Here is a 23,570-nt window from a genome sequence, read left to right as displayed (position 1 = left end):
CTATTTCGTCAATGCAATGATGCGTACTCCAGGAAAATTCGATGCCGTGAAAACCATCCCCACCGGCTGGTATGATCGCCCCGCAATCATCACCAAGGAGTCGCGTTGCAGCAGGATAGCTGGCAGGGAACACTATGGCTGGCGCCGGACTTTGCCATCTTGCATGGCGCAGTGGGCGCCACGGACAGCCACGCCCATTACGCGCACCAGCTGATGCTGAGCACGGGTGCGCCCTTCACGGCAGAGCTCGACGGCATCATCCACACGGCGCAGCACTTGCTGGTCGAGAGCCTGCTCCCGCACGCCATCCTGAGCGCGCCAGCCCCCATGCTGACCATCTATGCGGAACCGCAGCGCCTGGGCAGTGCAGCCTTGCTGGCGGCCGCCGGCAGCGCAGGCGCGCCAACGCTGGACAGCATCGCCACAGCATTGCAGGCACAGCCACGGGAAATCCTGGCCGACGCACGCGTGCAGCGCGCGCTGGACCAGGTCGATGCGCTGCTGTCCGGCAAGGTCAGCGCGGCCGCCGTGGCCGAGGCGGCGCATTTGTCGCTGAGCCAGCTGGAACGCCTATTCAGTGCCCAGCTGGGCTTGCCCGTGCGGCGCCTGGTGCTGTGGCGCCGCTTGCGCCTGGCCATCCGCGGTATTTTGCTCGGCAGCACCCTGACGGATGCGGCCCACGGCGCCGGTTTTGCCGATGCCGCGCATTTTTCGCGCACCATGCGCAGCCTGTTCGGCGTGCGCGCCGACCGCAGCTTGCGCCAGCTCAACGTCAAACTGATCGGTTAGTGACCTGGCGCAAGCCGGCCGGCAGCTCGGGTGCGCGCACGCCCTCTTCCGCGCGGAACGGTTCCAGCAGTTGCGCCCCATACGCGAGCGGGTAATCGGGACGGCTGCCGATGCCCAGGTCCTCGCCCCGCATGCGGTAGCCGGGCGCATCGAAGGCCGTGCCCAGCAAGCGGTCCCAGCAGGTAAAAAACAGGCCGAAATTCACGTCGCCGGCCGTGCCGTATTTCATGTGGTGGAAACGGTGCAGGGGCGCCCAGGCAAACACGTGGCGCAGCGGCCCCATGCGCATGTCGACATTCGCGTGCTGCAGCAATAGCTGGATCGCCACGGCAAACGCCAGCACGGCCATGACACGCTCCGGGATACCCAGCAGCAGCAAGGGCAGCATGCCGCCCGCCGCTTCCAGCAGCAAGTGCAAGGGGTGTTTCATCCAGCCATTAAAACCGTACAGGCGCTGCACGCTGTGGTGCACGGCGTGCAGTTTCCACAGAAAGTAATAACGGTGGCTCAGGTAATGCACGAGCGTGATGCCGCAGTCGGCGATGAGGATGGCCAACAACAGTTGCGCCCAGAACGGCAGCTGGCTTGGCCAGAATGCGCCCAGCGCCAGATGCCCGGCCAGCAGGGGAAAGGCAGCCAGGCCCAGCAGGTACAGTGCTTCATTGACAAGCGCATGCAGCACGTCGCGCCGGCCGTCGTCGTGCCCATGGTTCCACGCGCCGTCGTACGGCAGATAACGTTCGGCAAGAAAGGAAGTGAGCAGGGCCAGCAGCAGCAAGGGCGGCAAGACCCAGAGAGAGTAGTGCCAAACCGCAATCAGGCAACTGGCGGCGCCGATGAAGCCGGCCCAGAAGAAGGGGCCGTACAGCGCGGCAAAGAGGGATTTCATGGCAAGGCGCTCCTGTGGCAAAAACCACAGCATGGCTTGCACTCCTGCCGCGCCGCTTGAAGAAACGGCGCAACCTTTGTTTGGCAGCCCCCTTACTTGGCCGCCTTGCGCGCCGCGTATTGCTGGTAGCCGTTGGCGCGCAGGGCGCAGGCGGGGCAGGTGCCGCAGCCATAACCCCAGTCGTGCAGCTCGCCCCGCTCGCCCAGATAACAGGTGTGCGTGCCGCTGCGGATCAGGTCGACCAGCGGCTGGCCGCCCAGGTCTTCCGCCAGATCCCAGCTTTGCGCCTTGTCCAGCCACATCAGCGGCGTTTCCAGCTTCAAACGCGTGTTCATGCCCAGGTTCAGGGCCACTTGCAGGGCCTTCATCGTGTCGTCGCGGCAATCCGGGTAGCCGGAAAAATCCGTCTCGCACATGCCTCCCACGAGCACCGTCAGGCCGCGGCGGTACGCCACGGTGGCGGCCACTGTCATGAACAGCAAGTTGCGCCCAGGCACGAAAGTGTTCGGCAAGCCGTTTTCCTGCATGACGATCTCGACGTTCTGCGTCATGGCCGTATCGGAAATGGCGGAAATCAAAGACAGGTCTATCATGTGATCCTGACCCAGGCGGCTGTCCCACTCGGGCGATTGCTGGCGTATCTGCTCGAGCACGCCGGGACGCACCGTCAGCTCGATCGCATGGCGCTGTCCATAGTCAAAGCCGATGGTTTCCACGCGGCTATAGTGCTTCAAGGCCCAGGCCAGGCAGGTGGTGGAATCTTGTCCACCGCTAAAGAGCACCAGTGCGGAATCCGTTGCTAGCATAATTTCTTTCTTTTCAGTTTTACTCTGTTGCAATCGTGCGCGGGGAAACGTGATTCCCAGCGCAAAAAATACTTATTCGTCCGCCATCAGTTTACCTATTCCGGTAACATGCAGTCAGCATTTACTCATCTGGAGCACCATGTTTTCTGCACGACCCATACGGCATACAGCTGCCGGCAAGGCGATACGACCACGAATTTTGGCACAAGTAGTGACAAAAGTAATGGGTCAACTGACACTGGCGGCCGCCGGCAGTGTCATCTTGACATGCCCGATTGCCCAGGCCCGCGCGCAGGAAGCGACGCAAGAGCGCACACAAGAGCTCCCGCAAGACGCCGTTGCAGACAGCCCCGTCAGCACGGAAGCAGCGCCCGCCCCGCTGCAATACGAGGTCAAGGTCAACGCGCCCGGTGACCTCGATGAGTTGCTCGAAAAAAACCTGGACCTGGAACGCTTCCGCGGCAACCCGCGCATGGACCGCGAGCAATTGCAGCGCCTCGTGCGTGATACGCCTGAGCAAGCCAAGAACCTGATCGCCACGGCTGGCTACTATACGCCCGTCGTCACGGTGCGCGTCGATACGACGGGCGCCAAACCCGTCGTCATCGTCGACGTCGATCCGGGAGCACCGGTGACCATCGACAAGGTCGAGCTGGAATTGCGCGGCTTCGATCCCACGCCGCCGCTGGCCGCTTCCGAACAATATGATACGGAAGCGCTCAAGCGCAGCTGGCCGCTGAAGACGGGCAGCGTGTTTCGCCAAGCCGACTGGGAATCGGCCAAGCGCGCGCTGCTGCGCGAAGTGGTGCAGACGCGCTATCCGCGCGCCCAGCTGGTCGATACGCAAGCCGTGGTCGACCCGGAAACGCACAAGGTCTCCCTGCTGGTGGTGCTCGACAGCGGCCCCGAGCTGCGCTTCGGCGAACTGCGCATCGAAGGCTTGAAACGCTACGATGCCAACATCATCCGCAATCTCGACAAGATACGCCCGGGCGACTATTACAGCGAATCGGCGCTGCAATCGTTGCAGGCGCGCCTGCAGGACACGGGCTACTTTGCCAGCGTGGAAGTGAGCGCCGACATGAGCAGCATCCTCAGCGAGCAGATCGAGGCGGGCCAGGAAAGCCAGCAAGCCGATGCCGCAGGCGCCGCCGAAGCCAAGCCCGTCCATCGCGGCCCCGCGCCGCTGCTGCCACTGGTCGTGCGCGTGACGGAAAACAAACAGCAGAACGTCAGCGCCGGTCTGGGTTTCAGTACGAATACGGGGAATCGCGCCCAGCTCAACTATGACAACCTGAATGTGTGGGGCACGCGCTTCAAGAGCGCCCTCACCATGGAAACGAAGAAACAGGCGGCGCATGCCAATTTTTACTTTCCAACGACCGAGCGCGGCTACAACGACAGCGCGGGCGCCTCGTTCGAGCGCAGCGACATTTCCAACGAAATCACGGCCGTCACCACCATCTCGGCCAAGCGCAACTGGGGCGGCACCAACCTCGAACGCAGCCTGACGTTCGAGTTCCTCAGCGAAGACAAGACCGTGGTGGGCCTGGAACAGACGCGCAGCAAGAGCTTGCCCCTGACCTATGCCATCACCAAGCGCAGCCTCGACAGCCTGCTGTTCCCCACCAAGGGCTATGTCATCAATGCCCAGGTGGGCGGCGCGTTGCTGCCCGTGCTGACGGACGAACGCTTCGTACGCGTCGCCAGCAAGGCCGTGTATTACCGTCCGCTGGGCGAAAAAGGCGAGCTGATCGTGCGCGGCGAAATGGGCGCGCTCGGTTCGAAGGAAAAACGCGGCGTGCCGGCCGTCTACCTGTTCCGCGCGGGCGGCGACCAGTCGGTGCGCGGCTATGGCTACCAGGAACTGGGCGTGAAGGAAGGCGACGCCACCATCGGCGGGCGCTACATGCTCACCGGCAGCGCCGAATACCAGTACTGGTTCAAGCCGAAATGGGCGATTGCCGCCTTCTATGACGCCGGTAACGCGGCCGACACGGTGAAAGCGGCCATGACGCCGAAATCGGGCTACGGCCTGGGCGGGCGCTACAAGAGCCCAGTCGGCCCCATCAATGTCGACGTGGCATATGGCCACGCCGTCCACAAGTACCGTTTGCACTTCTCTCTGGGATTCACTTTCTGATGTCCGATATGACTACCGAGGCGCCGAACGCCGCGCCCCAGCCTCCGGCACCGCGCCGCTGGCTCCGCTATGTGCTGATCGCCGTCGCCAGCCTGGCCGTGCTGCTGGGCGCCGCCTTCTGGTTCCTGGGCCGCGAGTCGACCTTGCAAATGCTGGTGCAAAAAGTGGCCAGCGCCAGCGGCGGCGAAATCGAAGTGTCGGGCGTGTCCGGCTCGCTGTACAACCGCATGCACCTGGGTCACGTCAGCTACCGCAGCAAGACGCAGCACATCACGGCCGACAATATCGACATCAACTGGTCGCCGTTCCAGTTCTTCTCGGAAGGCATCGCCATCAGCGAACTGCACGTGGCCAGCCTGTCCGTGGAAAGCACGGCGCCCTCCGAGGAACCGTCGACGATGCCAGCCAGCCTGGCCTCGCCGTTCAAGATTGGCATCAGCGACGCGCGCCTGGACAAGGTGACCTTGGTGAGCGCGGGCGGCAACACGGTATTTGAGAAAATCCATTTCACCTTGTCGGGCGACAAGACCCAATGGCAGCTGGAAGACGCCTCGGCGCTGACGCCGTTCGGCCAGGCCACGGCCAGCGCGACGATTGCCGCCACGCAGCCGTTCAAACTGTCAGGCAAGGCGGGCTTGACGCAGCGCAATGCCGCCGCCGGTGAAAAACCGGCCGCCCTGGCGCTGCAACTGGGTGGCGACCTGAATGTGCTGAACGTGACGGCCAAGGGCAGCGCGGGTGCGGCCACGGCCGACGCCCAGCTGGCGCTGGCGCCGTTCGACCCCGTCATCATCCTGCGCTCGGCCAGCATTCGCGGGCGCAACATCAATCCGGGCAAGTTCGACGCCACCCTGCCGCAGGCGGACCTGAGCCTGGAACTCGATGCCGCCATCGACACGCGTCCCAACGCGCAAACGGTATCGGGCAAACTGGCCATCCTCAACCACGCCACACCCGGCCCCATCGACCAGCAAAAGCTGCCACTGCGCCAATTCGAAGCGCGTCTGGGCGGCACCCTGACGGCCACGACGCTGGAATCGGCCATCATCGATTTCGGCAACGCGGGCAAGTTCACGGGTAGCGGCAAGCTCAACCGTGACGCGGCCGACGCTCCCATCGGCAATGCGCAACTGACCTTGCACACAGACAAGATCGACTTGCAGCACATGTACAGCAGCATCAACAGCACGAAGATCATGGGCGATATCGTGCTCGACAGCGACGGCAAGACGCAAACCCTGCGCGCCAAGCTGGGCGAAGCCAAGCTGCGCCTGGACGTGGAAGCGACACTGGCCGATTCCCTGGTGCAATTGCGCAAAGCCACCTTGCAAGCAGGCAAAAGCAGCGTCAACGCGACGGGCCAGATCAGCCTGAAGGACGAGCAGCCATTCAAGGCCGTGGCCAGCACCAGCCGCTTGAACCCGGCCGACTTCGGCGCCTTCCCCGTGGCCGACCTGAACCTCGACGTGCGCGCCAATGGTCACGTGGCCCCCAAGTGGCTGGCGAATGCGGACTTTACCGTGCGCCCCAGCAAGCTGCTCGACCAGCCGTTGTCGGGCAAGGGCAAGCTGACGGCCGATGCAGCCCATTTCAGCGGTATCGACGTGCAATTGGCGTTGGGCAAGAACAACGTGACGGCCAAGGGCAACTTTGGCGGTGCCGGCGAAAAACTCAACTGGAATGTCGATGCGCGGCAACTCTCTGCCCTGCAGAGTGACTTGCTGGGCGCCGTGCAAGCCAGCGGCGTCGTGCAAGGCACCCTGCAGCAGCCGCGCACGACGTTTGTTGCCGATGCGAAAGGACTGGGCCTCACCAGCGGCAGGCGCCCTGCGCCAGACAGCGCCATCCACGCCAGCGGCGACGTGGGCTTGACGGGTCCGAAGAAGGAAGCGGAATTGAAAATGACGGGTTCCTTGCAAAAGATCAACCCGGCTGCCTTTGGTGCGACATTACCCAACGGCAGCGTGAATGCGGACTTCAACGGCAGCGGCCGCCTGACCAGCGACTGGCAAGTGGCCCTGAACCTGGGTTTGCGCGAATCGACCCTGCAAAACGCGCCGCTGGCCGGCTACGCCAAGTTGTCGGCCAACGCGAAACGGGTCGACAGCGTCGATGCGGAACTGCGCCTGGGGCCGAACAGCCTGCTGGCCAAGGGCGCGCTGGGCGGCGCCACGGATCAGCTGACGTGGAAACTCGATGCGCCGCAGCTGTCGACCCTCGGTCCCCGCTTTGCCGGCGTGCTGCAGGCCTCCGGCTCCGTCTCGGGCAAGATGGACGCACCCGCCGCGCAACTGACGCTCTCGGGCCGTGACCTGACTTTCTTTGGCGACCAGCAATTGAAAGCCGTCAAAGGTAGCGCCAGCGTGGGCGCCGGCCAGGGCGCGCTCGACCCCATGGTCAGCAGCCTGGACATCACGGGCTACAGCACGCCCACCTTCAAGTTGGCCAGCGCCCGCCTGGGCACGACGGGCACGCGCGGCAGCCATACGCTCAGTGTGACGGCGCGCAATGACGATTTCGATGCCACCGTGCAAATCCGCGGTAGCCAGAGCGGCGCCAGCTGGACGGGCACGATCGACAGCCTGCAAAACAAGGGCCGCTATGCACTGGTACTGCAAGCGCCCGTGCCCGTGAAAGTGGCCGGTCCTGCCGGCAGCGGCGTGGCGGGCCTGGGCCAGCCTGAACAGATCAGCGTGGGCAACACCGTCATCAAATTGCCAGCAGGCAGCATCAGCATGCAAAGCCTGGTCAAGAACGGCCCCCGCTGGACCAGCTCCGGCCAGGCGGCCGGCGTGGCGCTGACCTACCTGGCGCAAGTGATTCCCTCGCTGCAAGCCAATGCGCGCAGCGACCTGACCCTGGGCGCGCAATGGTCGCTCGACATGCAGGTGCCAACGGCGAAACAGAAGGATCCGTCCTTGGCCGGCATGCTGCACATCTACCGCGAAAAAGGCGACGTGACGGTGGGCGTGGACCAGCCGCTGGCGCTGGGTTTGCGCACCTTCGATGCACGCATCGACGTGGCCAACCAGCAACTGCGCCTGGCCGTGAAACTCGATGGCGCACGCGCGGGCCAAAGCGATATCAATGCCACCGTGCAAATGCTGGGCGGACGCATCAGCAACGACAGCGCCCTCTCCCTGACGGGCACCACCAATATCGATACACTGGCATGGCTGGCGCCGCTGACGGGCCAGCCGGGCCTGGAGTTGGGTGGCGCCTTGAAAGTGGCCCTGTCCGGCAGCGGCACCATCGGTGCGCCGCAATTGAATGGCGACATCAACGGCAGCAAGCTGCTGGTGAACTGGGCTGACCAGGGCTTGAAATTGCGCAATGGCGTGCTGCAAGCCAAGCTGGCCGGCGATCAGCTGCAATTGCAGCGCCTGAGCTTTGACGGCGGCGACGGCAAGGTGCAGGCAGATGGCTGGGTACGCTTTGCGAATGGCGAAGCGAGCCTGGAACTGAAACTGATGGCCGACCGCCTGCAGGCGCTGTCGCGCCCCGACCGCACCCTGATCCTGTCGGGCAACAGCACCCTGGTGCGCAACGACAAGCGTTTCAGCTTCGAGGGCAAGTTCAAGGCCAACCGCGCGCTGATCGAACTGGCGCCGCAGGATACCCCGACGCAAAGCAGCGACGTGGTGGTGCTGGGCAAGGAAGTCAAAGGCAGCAAGGAAGCGCCTTCCTTGCCCCTGAATATCGACCTCGAGTTCGACCTGGGCAATGCCTTCCATCTGCGCGGCATGGGCATCGATGCGGACCTGGCGGGCAATGTGCGCGCGCGCGTCATCAACCGCGCCGCGCCGCGCGTGACGGGCAGCATCAAGGTCACCAACGGCCAGTACGCCGCGTATGGGCAGAAGCTGTCCATCGAACGGGGCTTGATCGCCTTCACGGGCGCCTACGACAACCCGTCCCTGAACATCCTGGCCGTGCGCAAGCGCCCCGAAGGCGAAGCGCTGTCGGAAACGAATGTGGAAGCGGGCGTGGAAGTGCGCGGCACGGCCCAGGCGCCGACGGCCAAGCTGGTCTCCACGCCGAGCGTCTCGGACAGCGACAAGCTGGCCTGGCTGATCCTCGGCCATGGCGCGGAAACGGCGGCCGGCGATGAAATGGCCCTGCTGACGACGGCCGCAGGCGCCCTCTTCGGCGGCTCCGGTGGCGGCCTGCAAGGCAAGCTGGCCAGTTCGCTGGGCCTCGACGAAGTGGGACTATCGCAGGCGCAAGGGTTGGAAAGCACGGTCGTCACCGTCGGCAAGCGCCTGTCCTCGCGCGCCTACCTGACGTTCGAGCAGGGCACCAGCACGGCAACGAGCCTGGTGAAACTGCGCTACAAATTGAATCGCCGCATCACCCTGCAGTTCCAGACGGGCACCAACAATGCGCTGGACGTTTTGTACACGTGGGCGTTTGATTAAGTGCTGGGGTCAGTCGCTCCGCGATCGGAATGCGTCCCATTGGGACGCATTCCCCCGACGGGTCTGACCCCGACCAACAAACAACAAAGGGCGCCGAGGCGCCCTTTTTCTTGATCTGCCGCAAAGGCGATCTTATTCAGCCACGTCGAGCCCCCGCTCGATCATGCCTTCGACGTAAGCGCGCAAATATTGTTCCAGCGCGGGGCCAGACAGCACGTTGGCCGTCAGCGCGCCGTGCGGCGAGCCTTTCAGCACGCCGTCGTGAGACACGCGCGCAATCCAGGCCACGTCCGCGCCCTGGGTGTAATCGAGTTCATAGTCAAACGATTCTCCGCTGACTTTGCGTGTGTAGACTTCCTTGACAATTGCCATCTGAAACAGCCTTTCTTGACGAGATTAACTGGGATGCGGGTGCGGCACGGGATCGTCCTGCGGCACCGGATGCACGGGCCCCGGGTGGTGCCCGGGCGCTTCTTGCGGCTCCGGCGCCGGCATGGGTTCATCGACAGGCGCCGGGTCGGGCGCGCGGTGGGCATGGATGACGGACATGGCTGACCTCCCTGCAAACAAAAGAAGACCATACCACGAGATGTGCCCCACCTGCCCTGCGCGCCCCTTATTTCGCTGCCGGCTTGACGTCGGCGGCCGCCGGCGCGGCGTTCTTCACATATTTCTCCAGCCAGTTGTTGCTTTCATACAGCATCTGCATGATCGATTCGCGCGCGCGGTAGCCGTGGCTTTCGTTCGGCAGCATCACCAGGCGCGCCGTGCCGCCCAGTCCCTTGACGGCCTGGAACATGCGCTCGCTCTGGATGGGAAAGGTGCCCGAGTTGTTGTCTTGCTCGCCGTGGATCATCAGCAGCGCATCCTTGATCTTGTCCGCATAGTTAAACGGCGACATGGCCTGGTAGACGGCCGGCGCCTGCCAGAACGAGCGCTCTTCCGACTGGAAGCCGAACGGCGTCAGCGTGCGGTTGTAGGCGCCGCTGCGGGCGATGCCGGCGCGGAACAAGCGCGTGTGCGCCAGCAAATTGCCCGTCATGAAGGCGCCATATGAATGGCCGCCGATGGCGATGCGGTTGCGGTCGGACACGCCACGGCGCACCACTTCTTCGACGGCCGCCTCGGCGTCGGCCACCAGTTGCGGCAGATACGTGTCGTTCGGCTCCTGCTCGCCGGTTCCCACGATGGGAAACGATGGGTTATCGAGCACGGCATAGCCCATGGACAGGAAGGCGGCCGGCCCCCAGTAGCTGACGGCATTGAATTTGTACGGCGAACCAGTGGTTTGGCTGGCGGCGCTGGCCGTCTTGAATTCCTGCGGGTAGGCCCACATCAGGGTCGGCAGCGGACCGTCGCGTTTCACGTCGTAGTTCGGCGGCAGCATCAATGTCGCCGTCAAGTCCACGCCATCGGCGCGCTGGTAGCGGATCAACTCTTTCTGCACCTCCTTCAATTGCGGCAACGGGTGGGCGAAATGCGTGAGGGCCGTCAGCTGCGCGGCGCCCTGCTGTTTCAGGTTGCGCACATAATAATTCGGCTGCTCGGTCGGCGATTCGCGCGTCGACAGCAGGCGGCTGCCATCCTCGTCCAGCACAGCCACCACGTTTTCATAGTAGGGCGCGGCGCTCTGGAACAGGCGTTCCTTGTGTTTCGTCGCCAGGTTCAGGCGGTCGATGAAGGGACGGTCGCCATCCTTCGAGGCGCCCAGGCCGTCGAGCAGGATGGAACCGTCGGCGGCGATAAGCAGGCGCGGCAAGCCGGCTGCGTCCGCGCGCATGACGGGCTGGCCCGGATCGTTGTAGCGGTCTTCGAAGGAACCGGCATACACGAGGTCGCCAGGCGTGCCCGCCACGGCGGACGGCTGGTCCGGCTGGATGCGCCACTGCTTGACGGCGCGCGTCTTGTACCACGCTTCGCTGAGCAGGGCCAGGTCGCCACGGCCCCAAGCCACACCGGCATAGCGCGAACCAAGCTTGGCCAGCACGGCCGGTTTGTTGGTGAACGGCGCCGCCTGCGTGTAGACGATGTCGCGGATCTCGGCGGCCTTGGCCGGATCACCGCCGTCCTGCGCTTCGGCCCACACCAGGGTGGCTGGCGCATCGACGCGCCAGCTGACGGAGCGCACGCCGGCGGACACGGCATCATTGCCTGGCGGCAGCCCTTCTTCCAGCGGCAGGGCCGCCACCGCATGCACCACCTTGCCATTCAGGTCGCGCACGTCGATTTTATGGCCGAAGTCATGCGCCGGCACGATATAGGAATACGGACGCACGATGCTGGTCGTCAGCAGATGCTTGCCATCGGGCGAAGCCGACACGCGCGAGAACTGGCCCGGCTGGCCTACCAGGCGCTGCTTGCCCGCCACGTCCAGCAAGGCCAGCTGGACGGTGATGTAGTGTTCGAACAGCTGTGCATCCTGTTCGTTCTTCAACAGGTCGGGATAGGTGCGCAATTGCTTGACGCCACCGCCCGGCACGCTGTCCTGGATCGACGGGCCGGTCGGGATGCCACTGCTCACGGGCGCCGCGCCCAGCTTGGCCGGTTTCAGCTGCACCAGCAAGGTCTTGCTGTCAGGCATCCAGGAAAAGCCGCGACCGTGGACGGTCGACAGCGATTGATTACCCAGCTTGCGGGCAGCTTTCGTCTGCACGTCGAGCAGCCACAATTGCACGCCGGACTCCTTCACGCCTCTGGCCGGATCGGCAAAGGCGATATGCGTGAACGCCAGGTAGCGCTGGTCGGGCGACCAGGCCAGGTCGGCGATGCGGGGCGACGCGGGCAAGCCGCTGACCTTGATCTCCTTCTGCGTATCGATGTCGAGCAATCCCAGTCCCGTGTGGAAATTGAAGCGGCTGGCCGCATACGTGCGCGGATTGATACGCAGGCCAGCCAGCTTCAGTTCCGGCTGCGCCACTTCGCTGATGCTGGGCAAGGATGGCGTGGGCAGCACGGCCGCCAAATTGCGTTTCGGGCTCAGGCTCAGGGTCGGTGCACGCGGCGCATCGACGATGGCTTGCAGGGGCGCCGGTGGCATTTGATAGCCGCCATCTTGCGCCATGGCCAGGGAGGACGAGGCCATCAGGCCGACAGTGATGGGCAGCAAAGGCAAACGAGTAGACATGAAACTCCAGTACAGGAAGGTGGTGACAAGCAGCAAGCGCGCCGCTCATGGCGGCACTTTGTGACAAGGCATAGTGCGTTCATGCCAAGTAAATGTCAATCGGCAACTTTTACCGTTTGACAAGCATCGCCGCCCGCCCTTATCTCGCTTACAATCGCTGTTTTACCCGTACCCGAATGCCTACATGGAAACCACCACCCTCGCCCTGCTGCTCCTGGTCCCGCTGTTGGTCTGGCGCATTTACTCACGCCTGAAGAAACTGGTGGCGCGCCAGAAATCGCAGCTGTGGCGGCACTGGAGCGTGGCGATCGCGATGCCCGCGCTGCTGCTATTCCTTGCAACGACGACGAAATTCGACGTCCTGCCCCTGTCCAGCCTGGGCGCGGCTGCGCTGGCCGGTGGCTGGCTGGGTGTGCTGGGCTTGAAACTGACACGCTTCGAACAGGTCGGCAAGGATTTCTTCTTTACCCAGCACCGCTACCTGGGCCTGGCCATCTCGATGCTGTTCATCGCCCGCTTGCTGTACCGCGGCATGGAAATCTACCTGAACACGCGCCTGGATGTGCCCGTGCCGCCGCCACCGTTCGGCCAGAGCCCGCTGACCATGGCTGCCTACGGCCTCGTCATCGGCTACTACGCCGTGTACGCATGGGGCCTGCTGCGCTGGCGCCAGCGCAACCAGCCCTTGCAGGATCCCGAGTAAATCAATAGTACTGGCACAGGCCTACACAACTGGTTGCCGCCAGCGCCTGGCGTATCGTCGCCAGCGCCGGCGCCAGGGCGGGATCGAGATCCTTGTCCGCATTTTCCAGACTGTTCAGCAGGCGCTCGCGCAAGGGTGGCGCCATCAGATTGGCATTCGCCGTGGCGTGCTGCGCCGCCGCTTCCAGCATCCGTTTCTTTTGCGCCACGTTCCAGAACGGCACCTGCACGAACTGCACCACGCTGGTGTAAACAACGGCGGTATTCTTGCTGAACGCGCGTGCGCGCAGACGCTCGGGACCGCTCACCGCGTCCGCCGGCTGGGTGCTGAATTCCTGCTCCATCAGCGCTATCAAATGGCCATGGCAATGCATGCTGAAAGCAAACAACGTGCTCATTTCATCGCCATAATTGGCCAGGTTTTGCGCCACTTGCTCCTTGCGCGCCTGCTGCAGCTCGGCGCCGGACAGCGGCAACGGCCATCCGAGGCCAAACGTATAGTATGTTTTTCCCAAACGCATGGCTTGTTCGCACGCGGCCACGCTCTGGTTCACGTCCTGCAGCGCGGCGACGGGTGCCTGGAACAGGCGCGGGCCATCGGCGATGTGGGCAAACAGCAGCGCCACGGCAGGATCGCCCAGGCGCGGCAAGCCGCTTTGAGGCGTCGCCTTGGCCATCAGCGCTTCCAGCTGGCCGCTGGCTTGCTGGAAATCGGTATGGCTGTCGGCCCAGGCTGCGGGCGCCATGAGGACGGAGGAAAGGCAGAACAGGCGGCCGAGGCGGCGCAACGGCGTGGAAATCGAGAGGGACATTGGATCAGAAGAATACTATTGGATAATTGGCAATTATAGGCAATCTGTATCCACAGTGCATTTAATTGTGTTTTACACCATCAATTGCCTAGGCGATGATGGTGACGCGCGGCCAGCGCGCCGCGTAGTCTTTGCTGGCCAGGCGCTGCGCATAGCCGTCCAGGCTGATGCGCGCCGGGTTGCGCCGCACAATCATGTTGAACAGGTCATCGAGGCCATGCGGCGCAAGGATGCCGATGCCGCCATCGCGCTGCAGATAGAGTCCGACCGAAGTGGCAAACTCGGGCCAGGAAGCGATGGCATCGTCCAGCGAGCGCAGAGGCGGCACGGCGTAGCCAAAGTGGTCTTCGAACCACAGGTGCACCCTGGCCTGGTTGCACACGTCCCACGGCACGCCAGGCAACACAGTTTCCAGGCGCTGGCGCAGATGCGTTTCGCTTTCCGGACGCAAATCGTGCGCATCGAAATACACCACATCGACGTCGCTCAGCGCCGACGGTTGTGCGTAGCCGTGCAAGGCGTCCCACACGAGGTTGCGCACGGCGCCGGCGCCGATGCAGCAGTCATGCAAGCCCAGCTGCGCCACGGCTTGCAGGGCCTGCATGCACCACGGCGTGGCGCTGGCGATGGCGCGCAGGCGCGCCGCCAGTGCATCCTGGGTGCTCAGGTGCGTGCGCAAGCGCTCACGGCCGGATCTGCGGCGCCACGCCGTCATGGCTCACCGTGCCTTCGACATTGCCGAAGTACACGTCCAGATCCTGCTTCGGATGGAAGTTGCGCAGCTTGACTTGCAAGGTGGTGGGATTGATCTTGGTAAACGTGCCGGGGAAGCATAGGCTGACCAGCTCGTCCGGTTTTCCCTTGATCAAGTTCAAGGTAAAGTCTTCGATGCCATTCTTCCAGGTGTTGCCCGTCGTCAAAATGTACGAGACCCACACGGCATTGACGAAGCCACTTTCGCCCTGCTGGGCCGCCAGACGATTCCACGTCTTGTAGAAGGCCTTGTCGCCGCAGTATTTCTTTTCAAATGCATTGCCATCGCCCAGGTAGGACGCACCGGGACCGGCCGCGACGAATGGCGCATATTGATGGCGCACGCGCACGACTTTGCCGGCGGGAAATTTCTGCTGCCACAGGTAGATGACTTTCACGCTCCAGGCCGGCACCCATTCCTCGTCATACAGCTGGGCCAGCAAGCCCTCCTTGATCATGATCTTGCTCTGCGCGGCCGTCAGCGGGGCCACTTTCCTGTCGAATGGCGTGTGCGAGGGAAAATAGGCGATCTGCGCGTCCGACAAGCCCAGCTGGCGCAAGCGGGCCGTCACGTCTTCGGCATCAAGCTTGGCGACAAAGGTGGTTTTATACTCCTTGCGCTTGCCATCCACGTCGACGGAAAACTGCTGCGGCTGGCCGTAATACGTGGGCGAGCCATGGTAGCCGGAAGTGTATTCGGGTAGCGGGAAGAAAATCGTCTCTTCCACATCCGTTTTCGACTCATTGAGGAACTCGTACTCGACCTTGATCAATTCCGCGCTCACGCTGAGCACTTCCTTTTTCATGGCCACGGCATCCGTCTTGCCGAACAGAATGCCACCGGCGCTCACGGAACCGATGCCATCATTGGCCACGGCCGGCGCCGAGCACGCCAGCGCAAGTACCGTCGCGGCAACTGCCAGCCAGGTGCGCACGCGCATCACGCCACCTTGCCCGATGCGGGGTCGACTCTGCGCTGCAGTACGAAGATCGGTTGCGCCCATTGCGTATCCTTTTTCTTCTTGCTGGTGATCAAAGTCAGCTCCGACGGATCGTAGACATCCGTGTTGTGCGTCAACGGCGTCGTCATCAGGTATTGCGCTTGCGTGTTTTTCAGGAACTCGCCCACCAGCTGGATGTTGCGGATGTCGAGGTGGGCAAACGGTTCGTCGATGAAGACGAAGCCGCCGGAACCGTCTTCCGATTTCAGCAAGCCGATCAGCAGCACCAGTGACTTCATCACCTGCTGGCCGCCCGACGCTTCGCCATCGTTCATGCCGATCACGCCCTTGCCGTCGAACTTGAAGCGCACGTGCAAGCCCGCCTGCGACAGCTGCACATCGTCGTTTTCCAGGCGCACGGGGTCGGCATGCACTTCGATGCCGGCCAGTTCGCCCAGCTCCTTGATGTTCTTGCTGTAAGTCTTGATGGTGTAGCGCAAGCGTTCCATGTAGGCGCCGCGCGCATTGCCCGTCGCTTCGATGGCGCGGTTGTTCTGGTAGCGGCGCTCGTCCGTTTCCGACTGGCGGCCATGCAGCTGGTCCGACAGGCGGTGATGCTGGTCGATGACGGTAGCGTCGAGTTCCCAGTCGTCGCGCGCCAGGCTGTTTTGCAGGCTGGCCACGCGCAGGTCAACCTGGTGCGCATTCTGGTGCTCGGCGACGAGCGCCGCGCGTCGGCCCGGCCTGCGCCAGCTTTTCGGCAGATGGCGCCACGCATGGCGCAGGGCCAGCAAGGCGCGCGCATGCTCGGCGCGCTGTTCAATTTGCTTCTTGTAACCGAGGCGCGAACCCGCTTCCGCTTCGGACAGGGCCAGGCGCGCGTTTTGCCACACGGTATCGGCACGCGTGCGCGCCACGGTGGCGTTCTTGGTGAGGTTTTGCAACTCGCCCAGGCGCCCGCCCACTTCCAGCCTCTCTTCCTTCAGCGGCTTCGAGTTGCGCAGCGCTTCGGCGAATTCATCCTGGCGCGCACTGAGTTCCTTGGCCGCGTCGACGCCAGCGATGCGCGCTTTTAACGCGCCCACTTCGGCCGCCAGCTTCGAAATCGCCAGGGTCAGCGTGTCTTCCTGCCCTTCCAGACCCGGCAGCGAGCGCAGCAGCGCTTCCAGGCGGCCGCTGCGGCCAGCCTGGCCGAAGCGGTAGCGCGACGCTTCCACGAACAGGGAACGGCCGCCGCGGCGTTCGCGGTGATATGCCTCGGGCGTGATCCACTCTTCGTGGTTGCCCAGCTTGAAGCCCGCTTCGACGGAATCGACGCGGGCGATGCGCGACAGCTGCTCGATCAGCCAGCTAGGCACGGGCGCGGAAAATTTCACCACGGCCAGCAAGCTCTCGTCTTTCGCGACGGGCGCGGTGACCAGCTCGGGCACGATGAAGTGGCGATAGCGCTCCTTCTCGGCCAAACGATACGCAGCGGCCGCATCCTTGGCCTTGTCCAGCAAGACCACCGAGGCGTAACCGCCCAGTACGCCTTCGACGGCGCCCTGCCAGCGGCTGTCCGTCACTTCGACGATGTCCGACAGCATCGCGTGGCTGATGCCCGCGTCGCGCAGCGCGCGGCGCATGCCGCGCACATTGTCCGGCTCCGGCATGGCCGTCTTGCCTTGCAGTGCGGCAATGGTTGCCTGCTCAGCCGCGATGCGCGCCGACAGGGCGTCGCGCTGCTGGCGCTGCTGCAGCAATTGCGCTTCCTTCTGTTCCAGCTGCGCCGCCACTGCGGCGATATCGCTGCCCGAGTCCGCCGCCAGCTTGTGCAAACGGTCTTTCTGTTCCAGCAGGCTGTCCAGCGGTTTCAGTTTTGCATTGATCAGCGATAAACGACTCTGCAGACCAATCGATTCCTGCTCCAGCAGGGTTTCGTTCATCTGCGCGTCGGACAGGGCCTTCGCTTGCGCCGCCAGCGCATTGCGTTTATCGGTCAGTTGCTGGTCCGCCTGCGCCATCGGTTTGCGCGCATCGCGCAATTGCCGGCTGGCGATGGCGGCTTTTTCGCGCGCCTCGTGGTACTGCAGGCTGGGCAGCACTTCTTCCAGCAAGTTGCGGCGTTCCTTGTGCAGCCCTTCCCACTGGTGGTAATTGGCCACGCGCAGGCGCAAGCCTTCCAGGTTGGTCTTCGACGCCTCGAGTTCCGTCTCGAAGCGTTTCAGTTCCACTTCCGTATCGCGCTGGTGGCGCTTGGCTTCATCGTAGGCGTCCAGCACTTCCTTGTCGCCGAAGACCTGGAATACCAGGTCGAGCAACTGGCGCGGCGCGTATTCGCACAATTTGTCCGTTTCGCCCTGCTCCAGCGCCAGCACTTTCGACATGGCGGGCGACAGGCCCGCATTGGCCAGGCGCTTGCGGTAGTTTTCCACGCCCAACCAGTCGTTGGCGTCCGTGATGTCCTCGATCTGCACATTGCCCGGGCGCATCAGATACTGGCGCTTCCAGTCGCCGCCATTTTTCTGGATCTGGCAGAACAGCGTCACTTCATCGTCGCTGAAGAAGCCGGAACTGCGGAACGGGCGGTTCGACAGCTGCTTGCCCACGTTCTTGTTGTCGACCACGGCACGCAGCCAGGCCGTCTGCTGGCCCGAGTGGCGCGCATAGTGCTTGTATGTGCGCCCCATCGAACAGTCGAGGCCAAACAAGGTGCGCAAGGCGTCCAGCAAGGTGGTCTTGCCCGAACCGTTCTGCCCCGCGATGGTGATGATCTTCGCGTCGAGCGGAATATTCTTGATGCGCTGCCAGTAATCCCAGTGCACCAGTTCAAGTGATTTGATATGAAACATGGGTGCTTTCAGTGAGGGAGGTCGGACGCAGGCTCGTCGCCGGCGTCTGGCAAGTCGCCGATGTCGGCGGACAGGTCGTCAGCCAGGTCGGCATCGGGGTCGACAGCCACCAGGCGTGCCGGCGCGCGCTTGAAGACGTCGGCCAGGGCGCCATTGATGATGCGCTCTTTCAAGACGTCCGTATCCATCATCAGGTCCAGCAGCGGACCTTCCAGGATAAAGTCGCCGCGCCGTTCGATGAAGCCCAGCTTGGCCAGCGTGCCCAAATTCATGTCCATGCGCGTCTTCTTGCCCAGCTTGTCGCCGAAGTCCGACAGCAGCGCCTTGTAAGAAATGCCGATCGATGCGTCTTCCGCGCGCGGCAACGGCTTTTCCGTGCCAAACATGTCGTTCTGGTCATCGTCCGCGTGCTGGTGCGTTTCCTGGCGTTCGCGCTTGGGCAGGATGATCTGCGCCCACAGCACCACCAGCAAGGCTACGCCATCGCGTGCCAGGCCGAAGTTATTGTTTTGCCACACGTCGCGCGCGCCGAAAATCTTCGGCTCGATGGTGCGCGTCAGGGCCAGGGTGACATGGTCGGCATACACGTTGTCGAGCAGTTTCAAGCCGCAGGCCAGCAGGCGCGCATCGATCTCGGCGCGGAACAGCTCGTCGGACAGCACGCGCTTGACGAGCTTGTCGTCGCGGCGCAGGGTTTGATGCGTGAGCAGGCGCGCAATCAGGATTTGGGAATCGTCATTCATCGGCAGTGCCGCTATCTAAATCAAGTGAAACATTCAGTGAAAGCGAGGCGATCGACATGGCCGCCACGTGGGGGTCGGTCAGTTGGACCATCTCGTCGGTCGGTGTAAAGGTAATCGGCAAGCGGGCCAGTTCGGCCGTCGAGCCTTGCAAGCTCGCTTCGGATACATCGCCCAGCAGCGGCAGCATGGAAGCGCGGTAGGACGCCACGGCAAAGCTGGCCGGCAGCAAAGAATCCTGCACGGGCACCGACTTCGGCCCTTCTTCGCCGATGCTGGGGAAATTGCCCAGGCTGGCGAAGTTCGACAGGCGTTCGAGCAAATCGTCGAGTTCAAGCTGCATGACGGGTCCGTCGCTGATGGTGGTTGGGGCATCTTCGCCGCTGGGCAAGCCCGTGTTGGTCACGCCTGCGGCCCGTTCGGACAGCAGTTCCGTCTCGGCCACGTCGATCATCTCGGCCGGCGTGGAGAACAGGGGCACGACGGGCTGGTCGATGGCACCCTCGGCCAGGCTGGCCAGGTCTTCATGCAACAAGAGCCAGCGCTTGATGTCGGTGGTCGACAGGCCGGACTGCCCCAGGTGCACGCGTTGGCGCTCGATCTGGTTCAGGGCGCGCGAAAACATGCCTTGCATGTTCAACAATTTACTTTGCGCGCGGCCGATCGCCTGCGCCGCCTTGTGCGTGGCGCTGTCCGCATTTTCATCGGAGGTGATCGCCACGAGAATCTCGGAACCCTTCTCCACCCAGTCGCAAGCCATGTTCCATTTCGCCTGCGCCGTGCGCAGCCGGAATTCGGAACCGGAAGCGATGGCGTCGGAAAACTCTTCCGTCAAATCCACCAGACGTCCCAGCAAATGCTGGAGTTGCTCGACCGACACGCCACCCACGGCTTGCGCACCGGCCACCTGCGACAGCAGGAAGCCCATTTCCGCTTCGTCTTCCGTCTGGCCCAGGCCCAGCAAGCTGTCGATGGCGGACAGCACATTGCGCGCCATGGGCGTGACGCGGTACACGCCCTGCTGCGCATCCCACGCCAGCAACTGGTTCGAGCGCAGGCGCAACAAGACCGTTTCCAGGCTTTCCGGCAACAGATACGCCAGTTTCGTGTTGATATCGGCGCGCGTGTAGGCGGACGTGGCCGCATCGGACGCCAGCTCGCGCAACACCAGCAGACGCACCAGCACGCCATCGAAACCGCCATGAAACAGGGCCGTAAACACTTGCAGCAAGGGCTGCGCCCGCTTCAAATGAAAAACTTGCTCGATTTCATCGGCCGAAATATTGGGCTGAAAATGCGCCTGCAAGGAATCGTGATGCTCTTGCTCTGTCTGATGTGCATCCGTAGCCACGGCTACACTTGCCATTATATCAATCATTCTTTTCCGGATGAGTGTTCAGCGGGCGGCGCAGCGGGCTAACGCAGCGCTGCGGGGCGGGGGCGTCAGTATATCAGTTCTGACATGCAATTTAGCGCGTGGGAGGGCAGCCAGCGGGCAGCCAGGTTGCCGAGTGTTGTATTGGGGAAAACCCTAACGGCAAAGGGCTGGGGTCGGACCCTCAGGGTCCGACCCCGGTTTCTGCATCGGGGTTGTTGGCAAGCGCTTACTTCTTGACGATCTTTTGCAGGGTTTGCTCGACGTAATCGCCGCCGTCCGCGTCGGCAAACGTCACCTTCACGGGATACCATTCCAGCGACGGCGCCAGCCACAGGTCCACTTGCTGCCCCTTCTTGTCCGGAGGCGGCGCCTTGACCAGGTGAATGGCGGCAACCTCCCCCATGCCCGTGGCCACCGGCTCTTCCTTGACGACCTTGAAGGTCCACGGTTCGGCATCGTGCGCGCCGGCCACGAAGAAAGTCCATTCCGAGCCGGGGATAAATTTCTCGGGCGCGGCACGCGCCACGCTGGCCAGCTGCCAGACGGCGCTGTTGCGGTCCTGTTCGCCGCCTTTCAGCGGATAGGTTTCATCGCCCTCGTCAAAGACTATGGTCTTGCTGTCGCGCTTGAAAGTGGTCGTGACGGCATCCTTGCGGAAGCGCTTTTCCACGAATTGGAAGGGCGCCAGGCCATAATCGTCGATCTTGCCTTCGCTGCGCTGCTCCAGGATCTTGCCGAACAGGGCAGCCTTGGTTTCGGCCAGCAGCGAATACTTGCCGTCGCCCACGCGCCAGTTGCTGACCGATTCGCCGGACAGCCCGATGCCGCGTTGCCTGGCCTTGATCGAGTAGACGAGGTCTGCCGACGGCGCCAGCTTGTAGGGGCGCTTGATGGCGGGATGCTCCACGGGCGCGTCGGCCATGGCGGGAGACAAGGTGGCGGCCAGCAAGCTGGCAAACACAACGCGTTTCAAAGTCATCAAAGTAGTCATTTATTTTCCTGTAGCGTCATTGACGCGAATTTGGGTCACGGTTTGCGTGGTCAGCGCCCCGCTCGCTTCGGTATTGCGTATTTGTACCGGATACCATTGCATGGACGGCGCCAGCCAGATATCGAGCTGCGACGAATACGTGCCTGGCTTCGGTGGCCGGCGCAAATGCCAGGTCACCAGGCGGCCCATTTTGGTGTCGAGTTCTTCCTCGCCCACCAGCTGGAAGCGGAACACGGTCGCTTCCTTTTCCTCGCCGACGAGGATATCGATATTGCCGGCCAGCTGGTTGACGTCGGCGCGGCCGATGGCAGCCAGCTGGAACGGCACGCTGGCCTTGTCCTGCGCCCCCTCCTGCCATGGCGCCGTGGCCGTCGAGGCCGAAAACGTGATGCTCTTGGCGTCGCGCTTGAAATGCGTGGCCGTTTGCGCGCGGCCCTTGCGTTTCTCCGTGGCCGTGACGGGCACGATGCCGCTGGCATCGATCATGCCCTCGCTGGTCAGCACCAGCAGGTTGATGCGCGTGATCAGCATGCTCAAGCCCACTTCCAGTGTCAGCTGATACGTGTCGCCCCGGTTTTCCCACGCCATGGCGGCCACGCCCTGCCACTTGGTGCCATCGGCATCGCGCCGGTCCACATGCAAGTCGAACTGGGCCGACGCAGGCGCATTCGTCTTGTAGTGCCGCGCCTGCTCGACGGCCGGTGGCGGCGCGCTGGCCGGCGCGGGCGCGGCCGCCACGACTGGCGCGGGCGCCGTGATGGCAGGGGCAGCCACGGCGGCCGGCTCGGACGTGGCCGGGCCTTCCGGCACGTCGCTGGCGGGCGCCGTCCACTGGGGCGCTTCGCTCGACGCCAGCTCCGTCGGCGGCGGCGGTGGCGGCCTGGGCTTGGGCACGGGCAGCAGTGCGGGCGGCGGTGGTGGCGCCAGCACCGGCTGGGGCTTGGGTGGTTCGACGATCAATGCCATGCTGACCACTTGCGCATGATCCTGCCCCAGCGGCACCATGCTCGCATGCGAGGTGAGCCATTCCAGCGCCACGTAATGCAGTGCGCCGATGACCGCGACAAAGATGACGGTACGGCGGCGCGGTGGCGAAAAGAAGGAGTCAGGCATCATAGGCCGTAGTGTAACGCTTTCACCCCACTTCCCGCTTCTTGCCCGCGCTCAACTCCTGATGTTTTATGTAAGAAAATGTTGGCAGCGTTGCGTCAGTTGCAAGCTGATATCTGCTACGCTAGGGACATCCACCTACCAGGAGATTTCGCATGGCAAATCCGCAAATGCCCCAAATACCGGGCGCAGCAGTTGTGACCGATACCCTCGACTTCGTCAAGAACCTGTGGGGCAGCATGAGCGTGCCCGGCATGGGCATGCCAGGCATCACGGCGCCCACCATGTCGGTGGAAGAGCTGGACAAGAAAATCAGCGACTTGAAAGCCGTCGAAGCATGGTTGAACCTCAATACCAGCATGCTGCGCGGCAGTATCCAGGCGCTGGAAGTACAGCGCGGCACCATCGCCACCCTGAAATCAATGGGTGCTTCGCTGGCGGCGGCCATCACCCAGCCAGGCGCCAGCGAGAAAACCGTCTTGGAATCGGTGCCCTACGCTTCCGCGTTTTTCCAGCATGCAGCGCCTGCGGCACCCGCGCCTGCACCGAAACCTGCGCCAGCGGCCGCACCGGAACCCGCTGCGGCGGCGCCCAACGATGCCGGCGGTCAGGCATCAGCCCAACTGGCCAATCCAAGTGCCTGGTGGAATTTGTTACAAGATCAGTTCAAGCAGGCCGTGTCGACGGCAATGGCGCCCGATGCTGCCAGCGCGGCAGCGGCCAGTTTTGGCGGAGGCGCCACGGCCAAGCCAGCGGCCAGCAAGTCAGGCAAGCCTGCCGAAGCCGGCACGGCAGCCAAGGCCAAGGCCCCGCTGCGCAAGGCGCCCGCGAAACGCGCAGCGCCCAAGTCCAAAACGCCAGGCAAGGCCTGACGCGTCAAGCCGGCGATATGATCAGGCGATACGATGAATGCGGATCGCCTCGATCATGTTGTCGGACTGGCGTTTTACGTCACCGATCGTGATCAGGCCTTCGTCGGCCAGCGCCTTGGCGTGCTCGTACGAAGACTGGAATGTTTCCAGCGTGTCTCCCTTGGCGGCGACCGGGCGTACCCAGGCAATACTGCCGACTTTCATTTTTTTGTACACTTCATTGACCACATCACGCATAGTTTCTTCCTTATTGTTGTAAAGCAACTCAAGC

19 protein-coding genes are annotated in these 23,570 nt (G+C 63.3%); 5 read left to right on the top strand and 14 right to left on the bottom strand.

What is annotated here, in order from left to right; all coding sequences use genetic code 11:
* Nucleotides 1-105: 105 nt before the first annotated feature.
* Nucleotides 106-789, top strand: a complete 684-nt coding sequence (locus tag ACQ4W0_RS09855) for a helix-turn-helix domain-containing protein (protein WP_436576554.1) — start codon at nucleotides 106-108, stop codon at nucleotides 787-789.
* Here ACQ4W0_RS09855 and ACQ4W0_RS09850 read toward each other — a convergent pair.
* Both ACQ4W0_RS09850 and queC read right to left on the bottom strand, forming a co-directional pair.
* A complete protein-coding gene (locus ACQ4W0_RS09850) occupies nucleotides 773-1,678 on the bottom strand; it encodes a sterol desaturase family protein (protein WP_436576553.1) in 906 nt (301 codons plus the stop codon). The two genes, ACQ4W0_RS09855 and ACQ4W0_RS09850, sit on opposite strands and share 17 nt — an antisense overlap.
* 92 nt (nucleotides 1,679-1,770) lie before the next feature.
* Nucleotides 1,771-2,484 carry a 7-cyano-7-deazaguanine synthase QueC gene (queC, locus tag ACQ4W0_RS09845; RefSeq protein ID WP_436512534.1) on the bottom strand — a complete coding sequence of 238 codons (714 nt, stop codon included), beginning with the start codon at nucleotides 2,482-2,484 and terminating at the stop codon, nucleotides 1,771-1,773.
* Between the two features lie 223 nt (nucleotides 2,485-2,707).
* Between queC and ACQ4W0_RS09840 the strand changes: the two genes are divergently transcribed.
* Together ACQ4W0_RS09840 and ACQ4W0_RS09835 are read left to right on the top strand one after the other, a co-directional pair.
* Nucleotides 2,708-4,627, top strand: coding sequence for an autotransporter assembly complex protein TamA (locus ACQ4W0_RS09840; RefSeq protein WP_436576552.1), 1,920 nt, complete (start codon nucleotides 2,708-2,710; stop codon nucleotides 4,625-4,627).
* Nucleotides 4,627-9,045, top strand: coding sequence for a translocation/assembly module TamB domain-containing protein (locus tag ACQ4W0_RS09835; protein WP_436576551.1), 4,419 nt, complete (start codon nucleotides 4,627-4,629; stop codon nucleotides 9,043-9,045). The genes ACQ4W0_RS09840 and ACQ4W0_RS09835 overlap by 1 nt, the downstream gene beginning before the upstream one ends.
* Before the next feature lie 132 nt (nucleotides 9,046-9,177).
* Here ACQ4W0_RS09835 and ACQ4W0_RS09830 read toward each other — a convergent pair whose 3' ends face one another.
* From ACQ4W0_RS09830 to ACQ4W0_RS09820, 3 genes are all read right to left on the bottom strand, one after another.
* Nucleotides 9,178-9,417, bottom strand: a complete 240-nt coding sequence (locus ACQ4W0_RS09830; RefSeq protein ID WP_426073239.1) for a hypothetical protein — start codon at nucleotides 9,415-9,417, stop codon at nucleotides 9,178-9,180.
* A 24-nt stretch (nucleotides 9,418-9,441) separates the two neighbouring features.
* Nucleotides 9,442-9,594, bottom strand: a complete 153-nt coding sequence (locus tag ACQ4W0_RS09825) for a hypothetical protein (RefSeq protein ID WP_168208500.1) — start codon at nucleotides 9,592-9,594, stop codon at nucleotides 9,442-9,444.
* 67 nt (nucleotides 9,595-9,661) lie between these two features.
* Nucleotides 9,662-12,169: an alpha/beta hydrolase family protein gene (locus tag ACQ4W0_RS09820; protein WP_436576550.1), complete on the bottom strand. Its 2,508-nt coding sequence runs from the start codon at nucleotides 12,167-12,169 to the stop codon at nucleotides 9,662-9,664.
* A gap of 184 nt (nucleotides 12,170-12,353) precedes the next feature.
* Here ACQ4W0_RS09820 and ACQ4W0_RS09815 point away from each other — a divergent pair, with 184 nt between their 5' ends.
* Complete coding sequence (locus ACQ4W0_RS09815; protein WP_436576549.1) at nucleotides 12,354-12,872, top strand: CcdC protein domain-containing protein; 519 nt, start codon at nucleotides 12,354-12,356, stop codon at nucleotides 12,870-12,872.
* 1 nt (nucleotide 12,873) lies between these two features.
* Here the strand turns inward: ACQ4W0_RS09815 and ACQ4W0_RS09810 are convergent, their stop codons facing one another.
* The 8 genes from ACQ4W0_RS09810 to ACQ4W0_RS09775 form a co-directional block, all read right to left on the bottom strand.
* Nucleotides 12,874-13,683, bottom strand: coding sequence for a hypothetical protein (locus ACQ4W0_RS09810; protein WP_436576548.1), 810 nt, complete (start codon nucleotides 13,681-13,683; stop codon nucleotides 12,874-12,876).
* Nucleotides 13,684-13,771: 88 nt separating this feature from the next.
* Nucleotides 13,772-14,398: a nucleotidyltransferase family protein gene (locus ACQ4W0_RS09805; protein WP_436576547.1), complete on the bottom strand. Its 627-nt coding sequence runs from the start codon at nucleotides 14,396-14,398 to the stop codon at nucleotides 13,772-13,774.
* Complete coding sequence (locus ACQ4W0_RS09800; protein ID WP_436576546.1) at nucleotides 14,367-15,377, bottom strand: DUF4424 family protein; 1,011 nt, start codon at nucleotides 15,375-15,377, stop codon at nucleotides 14,367-14,369. The genes ACQ4W0_RS09805 and ACQ4W0_RS09800 overlap by 32 nt, the downstream gene beginning before the upstream one ends.
* Nucleotides 15,377-18,208 (bottom strand): ATP-binding protein, encoded by a 2,832-nt coding sequence (locus ACQ4W0_RS09795; protein WP_436576545.1) that lies wholly within the window; start codon nucleotides 18,206-18,208, stop codon nucleotides 15,377-15,379. Before ACQ4W0_RS09795 ends, ACQ4W0_RS09800 begins: the two co-directional genes overlap by 1 nt.
* A gap of 8 nt (nucleotides 18,209-18,216) precedes the next feature.
* Complete coding sequence (locus tag ACQ4W0_RS09790; protein WP_219136191.1) at nucleotides 18,217-18,951, bottom strand: hypothetical protein; 735 nt, start codon at nucleotides 18,949-18,951, stop codon at nucleotides 18,217-18,219.
* Nucleotides 18,944-20,326 carry a hypothetical protein gene (locus ACQ4W0_RS09785; RefSeq protein ID WP_436576544.1) on the bottom strand — a complete coding sequence of 461 codons (1,383 nt, stop codon included), beginning with the start codon at nucleotides 20,324-20,326 and terminating at the stop codon, nucleotides 18,944-18,946. The genes ACQ4W0_RS09790 and ACQ4W0_RS09785 overlap by 8 nt, the downstream gene beginning before the upstream one ends.
* Nucleotides 20,327-20,552: 226 nt before the next feature.
* Nucleotides 20,553-21,317 (bottom strand): DUF3108 domain-containing protein, encoded by a 765-nt coding sequence (locus tag ACQ4W0_RS09780; protein WP_436576543.1) that lies wholly within the window; start codon nucleotides 21,315-21,317, stop codon nucleotides 20,553-20,555.
* Nucleotides 21,318-22,433 (bottom strand): DUF3108 domain-containing protein, encoded by a 1,116-nt coding sequence (locus ACQ4W0_RS09775; RefSeq protein WP_436576542.1) that lies wholly within the window; start codon nucleotides 22,431-22,433, stop codon nucleotides 21,318-21,320.
* Nucleotides 22,434-22,582: 149 nt separating this feature from the next.
* Here ACQ4W0_RS09775 and ACQ4W0_RS09770 point away from each other — a divergent pair, with 149 nt between their 5' ends.
* Nucleotides 22,583-23,299 (top strand): PhaM family polyhydroxyalkanoate granule multifunctional regulatory protein, encoded by a 717-nt coding sequence (locus tag ACQ4W0_RS09770; RefSeq protein ID WP_436576541.1) that lies wholly within the window; start codon nucleotides 22,583-22,585, stop codon nucleotides 23,297-23,299.
* A 21-nt stretch (nucleotides 23,300-23,320) separates the two neighbouring features.
* On the opposite strand, the gene ACQ4W0_RS09765 is transcribed toward ACQ4W0_RS09770, so the two are convergent.
* Nucleotides 23,321-23,536 carry a hypothetical protein gene (locus ACQ4W0_RS09765; RefSeq protein ID WP_436576540.1) on the bottom strand — a complete coding sequence of 72 codons (216 nt, stop codon included), beginning with the start codon at nucleotides 23,534-23,536 and terminating at the stop codon, nucleotides 23,321-23,323.
* Nucleotides 23,537-23,570: the final 34 nt, after the last annotated feature.

The sequence above is a fragment of the Janthinobacterium breve genome (assembly GCF_051380895.1).
Taxonomy (GTDB): domain Bacteria; phylum Pseudomonadota; class Gammaproteobacteria; order Burkholderiales; family Burkholderiaceae_D; genus Janthinobacterium.
The sequence above is the reverse complement of the archived record's forward strand: the minus strand, read 5'-3'. Positions and strand labels throughout refer to the sequence as shown.